Annotated in this window: 12 protein-coding genes; 4 read left to right on the top strand and 8 right to left on the bottom strand. The window is 48.0% G+C overall.

Going from position 1 to position 16417, the window contains the following annotated elements; translation table 11 throughout:
• Window positions 1–263: 263 nt before the first annotated feature.
• From AB0L18_RS02635 to rpsT, 5 genes are all read right to left on the bottom strand, one after another.
• Window positions 264–710, bottom strand: coding sequence for a hypothetical protein (locus AB0L18_RS02635; RefSeq protein WP_367391035.1), 447 nt, complete (start codon window positions 708–710; stop codon window positions 264–266).
• Window positions 711–722: 12 nt separating this feature from the next.
• Window positions 723–1589 (bottom strand): twin-arginine translocase subunit TatC, encoded by an 867-nt coding sequence (gene tatC / locus AB0L18_RS02630; RefSeq protein WP_367391034.1) that lies wholly within the window; start codon window positions 1587–1589, stop codon window positions 723–725.
• Between the two features lie 154 nt (window positions 1590–1743).
• Complete coding sequence (locus AB0L18_RS02625) at window positions 1744–2286, bottom strand: TetR/AcrR family transcriptional regulator (protein ID WP_367391033.1); 543 nt, start codon at window positions 2284–2286, stop codon at window positions 1744–1746.
• An 80-nt stretch (window positions 2287–2366) separates the two neighbouring features.
• A complete protein-coding gene (paaE, locus tag AB0L18_RS02620) occupies window positions 2367–3434 on the bottom strand; it encodes a 1,2-phenylacetyl-CoA epoxidase subunit PaaE (RefSeq protein ID WP_367391032.1) in 1068 nt (355 codons plus the stop codon).
• Window positions 3435–3556: 122 nt separating this feature from the next.
• Window positions 3557–3811, bottom strand: coding sequence for a 30S ribosomal protein S20 (rpsT, locus tag AB0L18_RS02615; protein WP_367391031.1), 255 nt, complete (start codon window positions 3809–3811; stop codon window positions 3557–3559).
• Between the two features lie 184 nt (window positions 3812–3995).
• On the opposite strand from rpsT, the gene AB0L18_RS02610 reads away from it, so the two are divergent.
• Together AB0L18_RS02610 and AB0L18_RS02605 are read left to right on the top strand one after the other, a co-directional pair.
• Window positions 3996–4721 carry a hypothetical protein gene (locus AB0L18_RS02610; protein WP_367391030.1) on the top strand — a complete coding sequence of 242 codons (726 nt, stop codon included), beginning with the start codon at window positions 3996–3998 and terminating at the stop codon, window positions 4719–4721.
• 28 nt (window positions 4722–4749) lie between these two features.
• Window positions 4750–5196, top strand: coding sequence for a DMT family transporter (locus AB0L18_RS02605; protein ID WP_367391029.1), 447 nt, complete (start codon window positions 4750–4752; stop codon window positions 5194–5196).
• A 66-nt stretch (window positions 5197–5262) separates the two neighbouring features.
• Here the strand turns inward: AB0L18_RS02605 and AB0L18_RS02600 are convergent, their stop codons facing one another.
• Window positions 5263–6891 carry a metallophosphoesterase gene (locus AB0L18_RS02600; RefSeq protein ID WP_367391028.1) on the bottom strand — a complete coding sequence of 543 codons (1629 nt, stop codon included), beginning with the start codon at window positions 6889–6891 and terminating at the stop codon, window positions 5263–5265.
• 164 nt (window positions 6892–7055) lie between these two features.
• On the opposite strand from AB0L18_RS02600, the gene AB0L18_RS02595 reads away from it, so the two are divergent.
• Window positions 7056–8951 carry a metallophosphoesterase gene (locus AB0L18_RS02595; RefSeq protein ID WP_367391027.1) on the top strand — a complete coding sequence of 632 codons (1896 nt, stop codon included), beginning with the start codon at window positions 7056–7058 and terminating at the stop codon, window positions 8949–8951.
• Between the two features lie 272 nt (window positions 8952–9223).
• On the top strand, window positions 9224–11188 hold the full coding sequence (locus AB0L18_RS02590) for a gliding motility-associated C-terminal domain-containing protein (RefSeq protein WP_367391026.1): 1965 nt from the start codon (window positions 9224–9226) through the stop codon (window positions 11186–11188).
• 80 nt (window positions 11189–11268) lie between these two features.
• On the opposite strand, the gene AB0L18_RS02585 is transcribed toward AB0L18_RS02590, so the two are convergent.
• Both AB0L18_RS02585 and AB0L18_RS02580 read right to left on the bottom strand, forming a co-directional pair.
• On the bottom strand, window positions 11269–12732 hold the full coding sequence (locus AB0L18_RS02585; RefSeq protein ID WP_367391025.1) for a SusD/RagB family nutrient-binding outer membrane lipoprotein: 1464 nt from the start codon (window positions 12730–12732) through the stop codon (window positions 11269–11271).
• Between the two features lie 79 nt (window positions 12733–12811).
• Window positions 12812–16171, bottom strand: a complete 3360-nt coding sequence (locus AB0L18_RS02580) for a SusC/RagA family TonB-linked outer membrane protein (RefSeq protein WP_367391024.1) — start codon at window positions 16169–16171, stop codon at window positions 12812–12814.
• Window positions 16172–16417: the final 246 nt, after the last annotated feature.

The raw sequence follows: 16417 nt of genomic DNA, 5'->3' as shown, positions 1-16417 counted from the left end.
CCTTTACTTGAGGTAGTGAGGTTTCAGGATGTTCAGTTTGCTAATAATGAAAGGGTTACGCTGACTGGAAAGTGAAATATAGCGTTACGCAGTAGCCCGAAGCACGGCGCATTCCGATCTTCCCTCGGGAGAGCAGGACCAAGGATAGTAGTGGGTAAATGTATGGTAAAGACGAGATGCGTCGCGTCTCTACCATACATTTACGTAGCGGATAGCCTGATGCCGGGGACTACAGGGACAAAGGCAGGGCCCAAAAGAAACCTTTACACCTTACGCAAGCCCACCAGTTCGGGCCGCTCTTCCCAGAAGTCCTGATAGAGGCGATGGCTGGCCATGAAGGTCATCTTTTTACCAAAGTGACCTTTTTCTTTGAGTTCAATGCGAGCAATGGTAAAGAAGAGGAAGGTACTGTCAGTGATACTTTCGATGTTGTGCCAGGGGTAGCGAAAGGTTTTGAAGTAGTTGGTGACATAGAGGAAATCGGTGTCTGCTTCGACGCGCTTAAGTGGAAAGAGGGTGAAGTAGAATAAGGCCAAACCACTGAGGTAAAAGAGCACTGCTCCAATGCGGAAGCTTGTACTGGCAAAGCCACTGGCCATTTCGGCGCCGTAGGCAAACACTGCCGCCAAGAAGGCACCGAAAAATACGAGCCAAAAAACGGGAACGAAAAACTTGAAAAAGATCGTCGCGTTGGTACTAATTCTTTGCATAGTTATTGGATACTATTCGAGGTCTTGTTGGTATTTTTTAGCCATACGAGCGGCAACCAAAATACTGATTTCATAGAGGATGTAAAGCGGGATGCCGATGAGAAACTGGGTGACCACATCGGGAGGTGTAAGAATAGCCGCTAACAAGAGGATACCGATGACGGAATGCCGGCGGTACTTGCGCATAGCCTCGGGGGTGACGATGCCCATTTTGGCCAGGAAATACACGACGATAGGGAGTTCGAAAATGAGTCCTGCTGGTAGGGTAAACATGACCATGTACAATACAAAAGAGCTGAGGGTCGGATTGTTGGCCACGGTGTCGGAAGCCGTGAAGCCCATAAGGAAGTTGATCGCAAAAGGAGCTACAATGAAGAAGCCAAAGAGCACACCCATCAGGAAAAGAATAGAGCAAACGAAGACAACCCCCTTAGTAGCTGCCCGTTCCTTGGGGTACAAGCCCGGGGCAACAAACTTCCAGATTTCATAGAAAACATAAGGGAAGGAAATAACAAACCCACCAATAAAGCAAAGCTTAATAGTGGTGATAAATTGTTCGGCAAAAGCCACCGCCTGGATTTTGAAAGCAGGTAAGGTCATGCAAAGGGTTTCCCCTGCACCAATACTGTGAGAGAGATCGCAAAACCACTTGTAAGCAACAAAATCATTGGAAGCTGGGCCAAGAATAACGTTGTTGAAATACCAATCGTGGAAAATAAAGAGTACAATGCCACCGGCAACAATGGCGATCAATGAGCGGATAATGTGCCAGCGCAGCTCTTCGAGATGGTCTAAAAAAGACATCTCCTTGTCTTCCCGGAGCTGAAGCTCGCCGTCGCGCCATTCGTATTCTTCAATATCAACCTGATCCAGAGCCATACGTGGTGATTGAATAGTTATTTACCGGCTGCAAAATTAACAAAATCGCTTTACTTAAATGGATTATCGAGTGCTACTGTGGAAATATCTTTGTGATGGGGTGCTCGCTGCGCTCGTAGGAGTACTCATCCCGAAACTTCGGGGATGAGTACCGCTACTTCTCTATCCCTGCCAGCACAATTCTAGTAATCTGGTCCCCGATATCTTGTATTGATGTGGTCTTCCCGGCTTGGTACCAGTCGTAGACCCAGCGGAGCGAAGACAGAATGGTGTACATGCTGATGGTGGGATCCATGTCTTTGAAAGTGCCCTCGGCGATTCCTTGTTGCATGATGGCTAGAAAGCGGTTCTCGTAGCGTTTTCGTAGGTTGATAAACTGCCCGAGGTCAGGTTCTTCCAGGTGGCGCCACTCGTCGTTGAAGGCGGTGATGGAGGTGGCGTCGCTGGTGGCGACGTCGAGGTGGAGGAAGATCAGTTGGCGGATTTGTTCACGGGGTGGGCGGCCTTCTTTTTCTATCTGTTCGATGCCTGCGAGGAAGCGGTGTGCATTTTGGAAGCAGATATCTTTCAGTATTTCCTGCTTGCTGTTGATGTGGCTATAAAGGCTGGAAGCTTGTAAATGAACGGCTTTGGCCAGGTCTCGCATGGAGGTAGCGGAGTAGCCCCGGTCGCGAAACAGCTTGGCTGCTGCTTCCATGATAAGTTGTTTTTTAGAGGTCTCGATCGTCGCCATAAATTCTCAAAATAAGGATTGAGTGGGGAAGGTAAGAAATTTTATCAGGCATCGAAATTTACGACCAGTTTATCCGTAGTAGGGTGGGCTTGACAGGTAAGGATAAAGCCGGCTGCTACTTCATCGGGTTCCAGTGCGTAGTTGACGTCCATATCCGCCTTTCCTTCCTCTACTTTGGCCCGACAGGTACAGCAAACCCCGCCTTTGCAGGCAAATGGGAGGTCGGCGCCGTTGCGGAGGGCGGCGTCCAGGACACTTTCATTGGGGTCGGTCATGAGGAAAGAGAAGGCATTTCCATCGAGTTGAATGCTGACTTCGGCGGCGTAGTCGCTATCAATAGTGGTATGCTCTTTTTTCTTACGCTTACCGGTGTTGGTGCCGAATAATTCCAGATGAATTTTTTCTCGCGCAACACCCTGCGCGCGGAGTTCATCGCGGACACTGAGGGTCATCTCTTCGGGGCCACAAAGAAAAAACTCGTCGACATTACTCACCGGGATAAGTTTTTCGGTGAAGGTCCGGCAACGATTACGATCAATACGGCCACTGAAAAGATCACTACCCGTATGTTCTTTACTCAGGAGATAATAAACACTAAGACGCTGGAGGTAGATGTTTTTGAGCGCCTCGATGGCTTCTCGGAAAATGATGGTCTCGGTGCGTTGGTTGCCATAAAAAAGAGTGAAGCGGCTGTGGGGTTCAGTTTCCAGAATGGTTTTCATGATGGAAAAAACTGGCGTAATCCCACTACCGGCAGCAAAAGCTACATAGTGTTTTGCCTGCTTGGCATCGAGAGGGGTGAAGAAACGACCCTCGGGAGGCAGTACTTCTACTAAGTCGCCAATTTGCAACTGCTGATTGGCAAAGGTGGAAAATCGCCCGCCGGGTACTTCCTTGATAGCCACTCGTAACTCGTTGTCTAATGGACTCACACACAGGGAGTAGGAGCGGCGTACTTCCTCTCCCTCTAGTTGGGTGCGCAGTGTGATGTACTGCCCTTGGGTAAACGCAAAGGTACCCTGGAGGGCTTCAGGGACAGCAAATGCCACAGAGACGCAGTCGGCGGTTTCGCGGCGTATATCTTTAACGGAGAGGGGGTAGAATGTTGTCATATACCATCATTTGATATCATTGCGAATGAACGTTCGTTCGTAAAGGTAATAAAAAAATGCCTTGCACCTTTTTAAAAAGATGCAAGGCATACCTAGAAAAGAAAAGCACTATTGCCTTGGGCTTAGCCCAGGCCGTTTACATGCTTTGTTAAACTGCTTTTCAAGTTGGATGCTTTGTTAGCATGCCAAGTGTTACGCTTTGCCAGACGGTCGATCATGCTCATTACTTTGGGGAGGAAAGTAGAAGCTTCTGTTGCATCTTCCATCTCACGTAGCTTAGCGATTGCTGAACGTGCAGATTTTTTGTAATAACGATTTTCCAAACGCTTCTTGGCGTCTTGACGGATACGTTTCTTAGCTGATTTATGATGTGCCATACGCTTATTTGCGAATTTTAGTCTATGCTTTTATTTTTTCGGTTGGCAAAGGTAATATTATTAGTGGGAAGAAGAAAGTCTTTTTGGCTTTTTTTCTAAAAACGTTAATCTGGGAAACATTTTGCTCCTTTACCGTATCTTACTGCTGTAATCGCACACCTATATGAAACGACTAACAAGTACTATGAAAAAAGCTATTCTTCCTACACTTCTTTTATTTTTTATCACAACCATCGCTTCGGCACAAATATGGTTGGAGCTTGGCCCCAAGGCTAGTTTTGGCCCTTCTGGCTATTACAACACGACCTTAGCCTCTAATGAACAACACGATTATAGCCTCAATTTGGCCTACAGTTATGGAGGTACCATGGGTCTTAATTTTGGTGACCGCCACGGTTTGAATTTCGAAGTAATGCGGGCGACCTATTTTCAGGATATCGTCTACCGACCTAGTACCAACGAATCTTTTCGCAATAACCTCGAGTGGGAAGTATACGATTTTTATGGTCTTTATCGCTTTTATCCTCAAACTGGGATTTATTTAGAAGGGGGCGCAAAATATACTTCCATAACAGAGCTTACCCAAACGTCGGGCATCAAACCCGTAGCTGTAGATGGAGAGTATGAAGACAGCTACATGTCCGGAGTACTTGGTTTGGGGGCCTTCCTCTCCGGTTCCGAGTCGATGGTTTTTAAGGCCGGACTACGCTTTGAATATGGACTGACAGACTTTGTGACGCCGCAAGGTGTAGCGAATGGCTATCCCTCCATCGACAGTAATCTTACCGATCAAGGAAATACCGTTCCTTACCGGATCAGCTTTGGCCTGGAGCTTTCCTTCGGAGTAGGAGGTTTTGCCAAGGGAGCTTGCGGACGCCGTGGGTTTATGCTCGGGACACAGTACCGCTAGTTTTATTAAGTACGCTATCTTTGCTTCTATGAAAGCAGCATTGTTTATTCTTTTAGCGGTTCTTGCAGGTGTAGTATTACCCATTCAGGCCGCCATCAATACCAAATTGGGCAAATCCGTAGGGGATCCACTCTATGGCACTTTCCTATCCTTTATTGTGGGTATGGCAGGGTTGTTCCTGTACCTTATCGTTGGGCGAGTAGATTTTGCTCAAATTCAAAATACACAATCGGAGCACTGGTCGATTTGGATTGGAGGATTGCTAGGTGCTTTCTACGTAGCATCGCTCATTATTTTGACACCACGCTTAGGTGTTGCCGTCACTCTGGGGCTTACGGTTGCAGGGCAAATGGCCTTTTCCTTATTGATGGACCACTACGGCTGGCTGGGCATTCCCGTTCAGGAAATCAACTGGTGGCGTATCCTCGGGATCAGCTTGGTAGTGGGCGGGGTGTGGTTGATTCAGACGAATTGACAAGTGAATGATCTAAGCTGTGTTTTGCCACGCCTTCAGCGTCGTCGAAAGTCCAGCCTAGGCTATTCACTTTGTAAAAGTTAGATCGTCTAGTATCTGATTGTTAAGACCAATTATTCGCAATTTTATCTTTGAGCCAGCTACCTCGAAAAGGCCGTAGTGATGTGCTTTAATTATGGTATCCATTAATGGATACTCAGAAGATAGTGGTGGTTCCAATCCGCCGCCGGCACCGCCCATGATTAGGAAATGAGTCGTTTGATTATCGAATTTTTTCGATAAGCGCTCGTAACAATGGCTGTGGCCGGAGAGCACGAAATCGATTTTAGCCGTCGCTGCTTTCTCTTCTACCAAATCTCTAATAAATGCATCTCCGTGGTAGTCTGACCACCCTTGGGAGTAAGGAGGCTGATGAATGAGTAGGAAACGCCAGTCGGCAGCCAGCCACTCAGGGCTGGCCAGCTGTGCTTCCAACCAGCGCAGCTGTTTGCCACTGATACCCAGCGGAAAGCTTTCGTTGGGGTCTAAGGCAATGAAATAACAGTTTTTGTAAACCCAGGAAAAGTAAGTGTCCTCCCTGATATACTGTTGGTACAACACGGGGCGCAAATCGTCGTATTGCCCATCATAATCATGATTGCCAATGACTGGAAATACCGGTTGGCTTTCCGCAACAGGGTGTAATGCATAGAGAAAGTCCAGCCATTGGGTATGCTGCGCGCCATCTGCAACGAGGTCGCCCAAGCCTATACTGAAGTCGGATGCCGTGGCACGCATGCTTGCGGTTAATTCCCTGAAAACGGGCCACCCTCCCTGGCTATCTCCCCAGGCGGTGAAAGAGAAGTTTTCTTTTTTTTGGGGTGTTTGTAAAGTATATACTTCACTCTGAAAATCTCCTTGTCGGAACTGATAGTAGTAAGTCGTAGCCGGCAGCAAATCCTGGAGTATAAAATTAAACATCCGGCCTATTGGTGCATCCTCCGAGAGGAGGTTGTCTAGTGTTTGTTCCTGTAAGCCGTATACAAGTGAAGCAGGTTCAGATGAAGTGGAAACAACCTTAAGGAGGTACTTTTCTGGTGTTTGTTGCTGAATATAGGGTTCCGCAAGTAGCATCCGTTGCGTTAAGTTGTGTAGTGGAGAATGGAAGATGCCCGGAGCAGTATAGTCTTTGCGCCCAAAATAAGTGAGTCCTTCCGCAAGCGGGAATAATTCTGCTTTTCGCAAACCCCCTTTGAGTGCATTGTTGAGTACCCGAATGATTAAAAGAGCAGAATCGCTAGTTGACCGCAAAGAGAAAGCATTGGGCAATGCTTGCCGAACTTGTTCGCCTTGAAAGAATACCTGAGCGCCATCATCAGCATCCACGACTAGCAACTGTGTAGTGTCAAGCAAAATGCGAGTCTTGTACCATATCGAGCGATTAGGGTAGTTGATGCGGTGGGGGAGGTTGATCAGGGAGTCTTGCTCGGGGAAATCCGTAGCAACAGCCAGGAATTGTTCAGGTAAGCTACCCAGCGCAAACTGCCACGATGATAGCGAATGCTTAGCCAAAGGCTGTTCTCCTTGCCACGTTTGAAGCGCTGTCTGTTGGGCTTCCGTAAGGAATACTGCTGGTGTGTAAACATCTATTTGCTGAAGTTCTTTCCGGCAGCTGTTGGCAATAATGACCAGGATAAGGACAATGGTTAATCGCATGACTTAGAGGTGGTTGCTTGGCGAAAAAATAGTATTTTAATAACCAGGTAAATAGATGACGGAAGAGATTTAATGTAAACTTATTGATGCTTTACCTAAGCTTCATTTTCCGTTCACTTTGTCTTTAGGTGGCCTTGTTACTTTTGGGGAAAATGATCAACCTCATGCGTTTTATTTCTACCCTGGTTTTGAGTGTTAACCTTTTTTGCTGCTTATCCTTGCAAGCGCAGCAGGATTCCTTTTTGGTAAAGCCTTACTTGCAATTTGCTACTCAGAACAGTATCTACGTGCTGTGGGAAACGACCGCTGAAGCGAGTTCAGTAGTGGAATATGGAAAAGCACTGGTGAATGCAGAAGAACCCAACCTTTCGCAAAAAGTAAGCTTAGAGGGAACGCGTTTTTTACACGAGGTCGCGTTGGAGGGTTTGGAGTTGGGAACCAAGTACTTGTATCGGGTCAAAACCACCACCCTGGCCGGGCAGGAAATCGTTAGCCCGGTATACACTTTCAATACGGCAGTTGATGAAGACGCAGCTTTCTTTTTTGCCCTGATCGGTGATTCCCAGTATAATACCAAGACTCCTTGGGCTTGGGGCGAAGTCGCTCAACGCGTATGGGAAGACCGTCCCCATTTTATTCTTCACGCCGGTGATTTGGTGGATATTGGTACCAAAAAATCAGATTGGACAGAGCATTTCTTTCCAAATGGCCATGTGATCATGAGTCGCTTCCCTATGTACACTGTTTTGGGGAACCACGAACAAGATGCCCAGTTTTACTATGATTACATGGTCAATCCTGCACCAGAATACTATTACACTTTCCGTTATGGCAATGCTCAGTTTTTCATGATTGATACCAACCGGGATGTTTTTGAAGGTTCCGAACAATACGATTGGCTGGAATGGGAATTGGCACAATCAGACGCGAAGTGGAAATTTGTCGTGCATCACCATCCTCCTTACTCATCCGAAGAGAATGATCATGGAGACACCTACATTGGTGCTTCTACTTTTCAAACCCAGTCCCGGAATTTGGTGCCGCTCTACGAAGCTTATGGCGTCGATTTTTGCCTCTTTGGGCATACCCATCTTTATGAGCGTACATGGCCGATTTTTAAGAATGCTGTTAATCAAGAGAATGGCGTCATTTACATCAACTCCGGTGGCGCTGGTGGTGGGCTCGAAGATTTTGACCCCGTGCGTTCCTGGTTTACCCAAGAGCTACAAGTTCAACACCATTATTGCACTTTTGCTATCCATTATGGTACACTGGTCTTCAAAGCAATTGATGAAAAAGGTCGTCTTTTCGATACTTTTCAGATGACAAAAAAGGAAGAAGACCAGGGGGTAGGAATGATGCAACAACTGCCAGCACCTCATTTCAAGGTTGATCGGCTTATTTTTCAAGACTATACCACCGTAGCGCTGGAAGCTTTGCAACCTGATCACAAAATTGTTTACACCACCGACGGTAGTGAGCCAAGCCTGCAATCGGCGGTTTACAAGAGCCCACTCAAAATTGAAAGTAGCCTTACGCTAAAGGTGCGTGCTTACACCATAGACGGCCATGCGAGTAGAGTGGTGGTGCGGACATTTCAACAAATGGATCCATGGCCAGCGGTAAAAGTGAAAAAAACTACACCTGGGTTGAGCTACAATTATTACGAAGGAGCGTGGGATTATTTGCCAGATTTTTCTGAATTACCACTTGTTCGTTCAGGCGTTATGCCTTCGGTGAATGAAGAGCATGCTGCTCCTCGCAAAGATAATTTCGCCTTAGTGCTCAATGGTTATATCGACTTGGCGGAGACGACAACTTACACCTTTTTTACTCGCTCTGATGATGGCTCTCGATTGTATATTGACGATCAGCTGGTCGTGGATAATGATGGTAATCACGGCGCATTTTATCGCTATGGAACCACCATTCTCGCTGAAGGGAAGCACCGTCTTCGGATCGAATACTTCGAAGGAAATGGTTCGCAGATGCTAAGGGCTGGTTTAGTCGATCCCGCTTTAGGAAAGGTACCTTTCCATCCTGGTCAACTGAGCCACTAGTGGTCTGTCAACATTTAAAGTTCCGGTTGAGCGAACGCGGATTTTGGTGCTGATCGAGGCGGAGGTTCCCGCGCATAGCAGCGCTAAGCAAGGGGTTCTCCAACGAAGAGCAGTGCCGAAAGACGCATCGGGCAACTGGAAAGTTTAAGTTTGACAGACCACTAGCCTATTTTGAAGCGATAAGTCGGGTAGAGAACAGTAATGAATGACCAATAGCGCTGGATTCAGGTTATATTTGGATAACTCCCAAATAGACTTCTAGCCTGATCACCATGTCAACAAGACCAATTGTTTATTTTTTACTTTTATTTGCCACTCCCTTACCTGCACAGACACCGTTTACTTGCGACGGAAAAATGTACCGAGTCGTTGAGGAGCAAGGGGGATCTACTTTTCAAGAGATCGAAATAGATCTAGCTGCTGGAACGAGTACGTTTACAGATCGTCATTTTTTTGGTGGTTCCAGGATCAATGGGATTGCCTATCGGCCAGCGGATAATCTTATTTACGGGGTGCTACTGGGTGATCCTTACGTGCTTTGCCGAATAGATGCCGATTATCAGCTGGAAAGCTTGCGGGCCTTGGATTTGCCCGCAGATATGCTCTTTGTTTCGGGCGATGTATCTCCTGATGAACGCTATCTGGTGCTCCTTGGGTTCAGGCCTGAGAACAATGACAACCTCCTGGCGCTGATTGATCTTTCGGTAGAGGGTTACCCGATGACCATTATTCCTTTAGCTAAAAACAATCCTGCTGCGGCGCTGTATTGTGCAGATATCGCTTTTCATCCTACCCTCGATCTTCTTTTTGGTTTTGAGCACAGCGAGGGGCGCCTGATCACCATTGATCTTGCGAATGGCTTGGTGGATAATACCGGTTATCCCATCATTCCGGCTATTCAGGGCAATATGCCTTCGTTGTTTTTCAATGCTTACGGAGAGCTTTTCGGCATAGGGGCAGCGCAGGACGTTTTTACCAACCGAAATCTTTATCATTTTAGTACCGTAGACGGCAGTGCTGTTTTGTTGCGGGAGCTGGGTTTTGAGCGCAATCAGGATGCCTGCTCTTGTCCTTTTAAAGTGGAGTTGCTCAATCGGGTGTCCAACCGGAGTGCCTATCCTTGCACGCGCCTGGAATTTGAATTTACCCTGCTCAATCGCACGGATCAAGATCAAGAAAACCTGAGCTTGCAGGATACTTTCCCCGAGGGTACATTGATCCAGTCGATCAGTAGTTTACCCTTTGCGGGAAATGTCGTCAGCGGTGTAGGAAGCAATGTGCTGACCATTGAAGATATTCTTTTACCGCTCGGAACCTATACCTTTACGCTCGATTTAGCTATTCAGGAAAACGTAACACCACAAACGGTGTTCAATGTTGCTTATCTGGACAATGTGTTCATCGATCAATCTGTGACAACCACACGCGTTTTTTCCGATGATCCAGAAACTCCCGCCAATGACGATCCCACCGTGTTTGATATCAAGGAGCTGGCCATTGATTTCGCCAACATCCATCCTTACCTGTGTTTGGGGGATACGCTCCTGCTAAGTTCGGGTATTGATAATGCCTCATTTTATCAGTGGAATACGGGTGTGACTGGCCCGGATATTTTGGTACACCAGCCGGGGACCTATGCGGTGACGGTGCAAACGCCCTGTGCGGAAGTCAGTGCTGCTATTGTGATTGCTCAAGATGACCTGAGCGTAACCATAGGAACCGACCGCACCATTGAACGCGGTGAAGAAATCACCTGGATGCCTACTGTCAATAGTACTGCTCCCATACAGCTTTATCTTTGGCAAGAAACCCCCGGGTCTACGCTGAGTTGCATCACCTGCGAGACGCCTGCCAGTAGGCCGCTCATTGATAGTTATTATCAATTATTAGTAGAAAATAGCAATGGCTGTTTGGCCACCTCCGATGCCTCGGTAATAATTCTAGGGCCACAGGTGTACGCCCCGAATGCCTTCAGTCCTAACCGGGATGGAATCAATGATTATTTCTATTTGCAAGGGCCTCAAGATTATACAATTCGCCGCCTGCAAATATTTGATCGCTGGGGCGGGATGCAGTACGAAAAAGTAGCTATTCGTACCAATCAAGCAACTGTCGGATGGGATGGAACAGCCAATGGTCGTGCTTTAGGGCCGGGCGTTTTTGTCTGGCAGGCAGAGCTGGAAGGACAGGATGGCGAGCGCTTCTACTTGAGTGGGGATGTGGTTTTGATCCGATAAAAAAAAGCGGCCGAAGAGCTTGTCTCCCCGGCCACATGGTAATTGTTTTGTTTTGATTATTTCAAACTAAATACTTGTTCTTAGTTATTTTCCCACCAAACTGGCGTGGTAATTTCGTCAGCTCCCTGGCGGTTAATAGCAGCCTGGTAGTTAACGGCATTGAGTGCTTGTTCCTTTGAAGGGTATTCAAATCGGCTAGGGTATTCGTTGTAGAAAGCATCAGGCCCCGGCTGAATCGTAGTAGGGAATCCCGTCCGCTTGTACTCGATAAATCCTTGGAAGTCGATGTAGAACAAAGCGATATACTTTTGCTTGGCGATGGTTTCCAATGCGCCATCATAAGCCCCCAGATTGGTCAGGTAGTCACTTGGCATGGTGACATTCCAGTAGTCGAAATTGCTGCTTACGCCTTGGTCATAAAAGTCTTGCGCGTCGGCACTGATCCAGCCGCGCTGAGCAGCCTCCGCAAAAATGAAGGCTACTTCCGAGACCGTCATCAGGCGACCTTGGTTGGCGTTGGCCTGGAAGTGGAAAAAGTCGATGTTGAATTTTGATAAAAACGCATCACCTCCTTTGTATTCGTAGGCAGGACCGTCAACAATTCCGTTCTGCATTCCGGAAATTTCTGGCATACCCAATGCTACAGAATTAGCTGTTGGATCAGCAAAAAAATCCAGTCGAGGATCGTCGTAATCTCTCAATACGCCTTCCAGGGTTTCTGAAATTCGGTACTCGTTAAAAGACCCCACCCGGTAACGGGCTGCCTCCGAGATAGGATGAGCGTTGGGGAAAGATCCCAGATAGTTCAGTACGGCATTATCTTCGTTGGAGTTCATCACTGGGTACTTTTCCGAATCAGTGTAGATTTTGTTGATCTCCGTGCGGCTCTTGTTTTCATCCACATTACTCAGGCGCAAGGCTACGCGCAAGTGAAGGGAGTTGGCAAACTTTCTCCATTTTTCCAGGTCGCCATCAAAAACGATGTCGCCTTTAATAGCGGGAAGGTTGTCGGCGCTCAGCAAAGTGTTTGCCTGTTCCAAGGTAGCGAGCAGGCCATTGTAAACGTCTTGCTGGAAGTCATAAGCTGGTGTGTAAACCGGTTCCTCATCGAAAGCACGCGTGGCTTCAGCATAGGGGATGTCGCCCCACATATCGGTCAGGATGTGGCACATCCAGGATTGCATGATCAAAGAAACGGCCTCGTAGCTGGGGAGGTTGCTCTCAATAGCAATTTGCTCTAAAGCTTTAGCATCACGTACTGAAAGGTACAAGCGATCCCAGGCTCCAGATTGGTCACCCCAGTCGAACAAATCGAAAGAGGTAAATACAATCCGGGCACCATACTGCGCCATGAGGTTGCCCTCACTCCAGGAAGAACCCACCATGCTGTTGATCGCGTCGCGTTGTACGCCGGTCAGCAGGAGTTCAGGGTTATTGTTGATGGAAGAGGCCACGTCTGGATTGACGTTGCTTACCTCAAAGCTGTCACAGGCCGTAAACAAAAACAGCAGGGCAGCGAAGAAAATGAAAAACGTATTTTTCATGATAAGGTATTTTTGTCTCCCTACTGGTGCCAGGCGCCAAAAGGGCCAGCACCAGTAGGGAGCAGGAATCAGATAAAGATTAAAATTCGATGTCTAGAGAAAAGCCAAGGCTGCGCGTAGATGGCACAGTAGCATTTTCTACACCAGGCACGTAACGTCCTCCACCAAAAGAGAGGAGCTCAGGATCGCCGTGGTTGAAGTCCTTGGCCCATAACCAAATGTTGTTGCCAATCAAAGAGATCTTAGCCTTGCGGATGAAGGTCTTGTCCAATAAGCTGGTAGGGAGGCTGTAGCTTAGACTCGCTTGGCGCAACTTGATGAAGGTAGCATCGTAAATACCTTCGGTGTCGTTGTCACGGCGATAGCGGTTGTTGTGGTAAGCGTTGGCAGGAACGATCACGTCATTGGCGACGTATGTCACGTTACCATTATCATCGGTCACAGCTCTTACGCCCTGTCCAATGATACCATCAGTACGGGTTTCCCCCGTAGATTCGTCGATGTAGGTGAGGCCAGAATCCGAAATACCATCGTGGGCACCACCGAACTCCGTGTCACGTCCCCATAAAGTCTCTACTACGTTTCCGGAAGTGGCAGCGATCAGGCGCGTACGAGAAAGTAACTCACCACCCTGGCGCCAGTCGAAGAGGAAGTTTAAGGAGAATCCTTTGTAAGAAAGCTCATTCGACCAGCCGAGGTTGAAGTCAGGATTGAAGTTGCCCACCTTGCGGAGGGTGTTGTCCTGCTGTACCAGACCATTGTTGAAGATTACCTCGCCGAAGAATGGGCTGTTAGGGTCTTGGACGGTCTTGAGACCAGTACCCCACATATCGCCTAATGAACCACCTTTCTCTGCAATCAGGGTAATGCCATTGCCACCGTAAACGTATTGGTCCACACCGTCAGGCAGTTCCAGTACTTCGTTGGTGTTGCGCGAGAAGTTGAAGAAAGTGTTCCAGTTGAGGCCATTTTTCGACTTCACGGGGGTCGCGCTGATTAACAATTCAATACCGCGGTTTTCAATCTTGCCAGCGTTGATCACGCGGGAAGTTTTGCCGGAGGAAGCAGGCAACTCGATGGCCAGAATCTGGTTCTCGGAAACACTGTTGTAGTAGGTAAGGTCTACACCCAAACGATTGCGGAAGAAACGAACATCAGCACCTACTTCGTAAGAGGTCTGCAGCTCTGGCTTCAGGTCCGTTGGGGGCAGTACATTCGTTGGTGAAGCAATCGCATTGCTGCCCCAAGGCGTATCGCTAAAGATAAAGAAGTCGTTCAGACGATAAGGGTCGGTGTCGCTACCTACCTGTGCCCAGCCGAGGCGTAACTTAGCAAATGACAAAGCACTGCTGGAAGGAATATCCAGCATCTCACTGATGACTGCACTCACCGATACGGATGGGTAGAAGTAAGAGTTGTTGCTTTGTGGTAAGGTCGAAGACCAGTCGTTACGACCAGTTACATCCAGATAAATACGGTTTCTCCAACCCACCTGGCCAAAGGCATAAAGCGAGTTGATTTGGCGCTCGGGGCGATCAATTGCCTGTATGAGCGGGCCGTCAGCATTAGAAAGAGAGTAAACACCAGGAATCAGAAGAGCATTAGCTGCAATTGCGCTAAAATGGTTTTGTTGGATCATCCGGTTGCCACCAGCATTGAGGCTGATGTCCCAATCTTCGTTCAGGCTTTTGCTATAGTTCAACAGGAAGTCGATGTTGGTTTCGTTGAAGTTGATCTTGTCTTCGCGGTATTGCCCGTTGGGGAAACGCTGCGTAGAGTAGGCACGCTTGATGAAACGGTACTCGGAGAAGAAGTCACGGCCACCGCGGACCATAAAGTTCAGGTTGTCGGTGATTTTGTACTTCGCAGAAATATTACCAATGAGTCGGTCTTTGGCGAGGCCATTGGTGTTTTCGTACATCGTGAAGTAAGGGTTGTCGTGGTAGTTGTAGTTGTAGTTAAACTGCTGGAAGCCTTCCAGGCCGTCCTGCCAGTAGTTGCGCAGGCCGTTTACATCTACCTGCTGTCCCCACCAAATGAAGAGGTACATGACTGACTCTGTACCGTAGCCGTTCACGTGGCGGTTGTCGCTATCCGTACGGATATAATTGGTGTTGGCAGAAACCGTCAGGCGATCCGACAGGTTGTAGTCCGCAGAAAAGGCAACCGTGTTCCGGCGCAAGTCCGTGTTAGGGAGCATGCCTTTGTTGTCCAGGTTGGTGTAAGATAAGCGGAAGTTACCGCGGTCGTTAGAACCGAAAAATGAGAAGTTGTTGGTTGTTGTATAACCGGTTTCCAGGAAGTTTTCCACTGGGTCACCGGGATCAATGAAAGGCGTGGGGGTAATGTCTCCGCGACGATCAAGGTTTACACCGCTGGCGCCGAGCACGAAGTCAAGACCGTGGACATCACCACCGCGTAGACCGTTGGCGGTAGGAGAGTCGTGTTGTGGACGAAGCGTACCGTCGAGGCGTGGGCCCCAGCTTTCGTCGACACCATCAAAAGTACCGTTGCCGTAGCCATCCACGAAAGCGAAGTCAAAGTTTTTTCCCTGGCCGTATACACGTTGGTACTCAGGGCCAGCGAGCATGGTTTCAAAGGTGGTTTTAGAGTTGACAGCAACACCAATGCCTTTGCGATTTTTACCGGATTTCGTCGTGATGATGATGGCGCCATTGGCCGCACGTGAGCCGTAAAGCGCCGTTGCGTTGGCTCCTTTTAACACGGAAATAGATTCAATATCATCAGGGTTGATCTCTCCGGCACCGTTGCCGTAATCAACGTTCATGTTGGAGGCAATACCGCTGGTGTTCGTCCGGGTGTCGGTGGTATTGTTGATCGGCGTACCGTCTACCACAAAAAGCGGCTGGTTGTCGCCTCCCAAAGAGGAATAACCACGGATCACAACACTGGCCGATTGTCCGGCGCCGGTTCCGTTGGTCACAACTTGTACTCCTGCTGCGCGGCCAGCGAGGGTGCTCACGAGGTTGGCACTGTTGGCCGCACTGATGTCTTCTCCGTTGACTTCTTGAACAGCATAGCCCAGCGATTTTTCTTCTCGGGCAATACCTAGTGCCGTAACAGTCACCTCGTCCAGACCAATGCCCTCACTAAGGCTGACATTGATTTCTCTCTGGCCAGTAACGGCAATTTCCTGGGTCGCATATCCCACAAACGAAAAAAGAAGTACGGCATCTTCTGCGGGTACTTCTATTTTGTATTTTCCGTCAAAGTCGGTAATTGTCCCGGTAGGCGCTCCTTTGACGATGATGTTTACGCCGATAAGTGGAGTTTGCGTGCCTTCTTCCAAGACCGTGCCGCTAACGGTGGTCTGGCCCGTAAGGGCTACTGAAATTAGGCTCAAAAGAACAAAAAAGGCGAGTGGACGACACTTCTGGATATAGAAGTGACGTGCTTGCACATGTAGAGCAAGTTTCATAATTTAGTGTTTTAAACATGTAAAAATGTGGAGAGCTTTGGGTGATGGCCGTCACCCAGGCTCTTTTTTGTTTCCTAGTCTTTCGATTAAGATTCAGTAAAGTTGCTAACAAACTCAGGCTCCTGCAAAAGTTTACAATTAAGTATGAGTTAAGAAATCCTTAGATCAGTGTAAAAACAGTTAACTTCTGATTTTCAAATAGTTGTAAGAATAGAGGTGGCTTCTTTTGTTGACAAATAAGAAACT

The organism is Lewinella sp. LCG006 (genome assembly GCF_040784935.1).
Taxonomy (GTDB): Bacteria; Bacteroidota; Bacteroidia; order Chitinophagales; family Saprospiraceae; genus Lewinella.
Note: the sequence above shows the minus strand (reverse complement) of the source record. Positions and strands in the feature narration are given on the sequence as shown.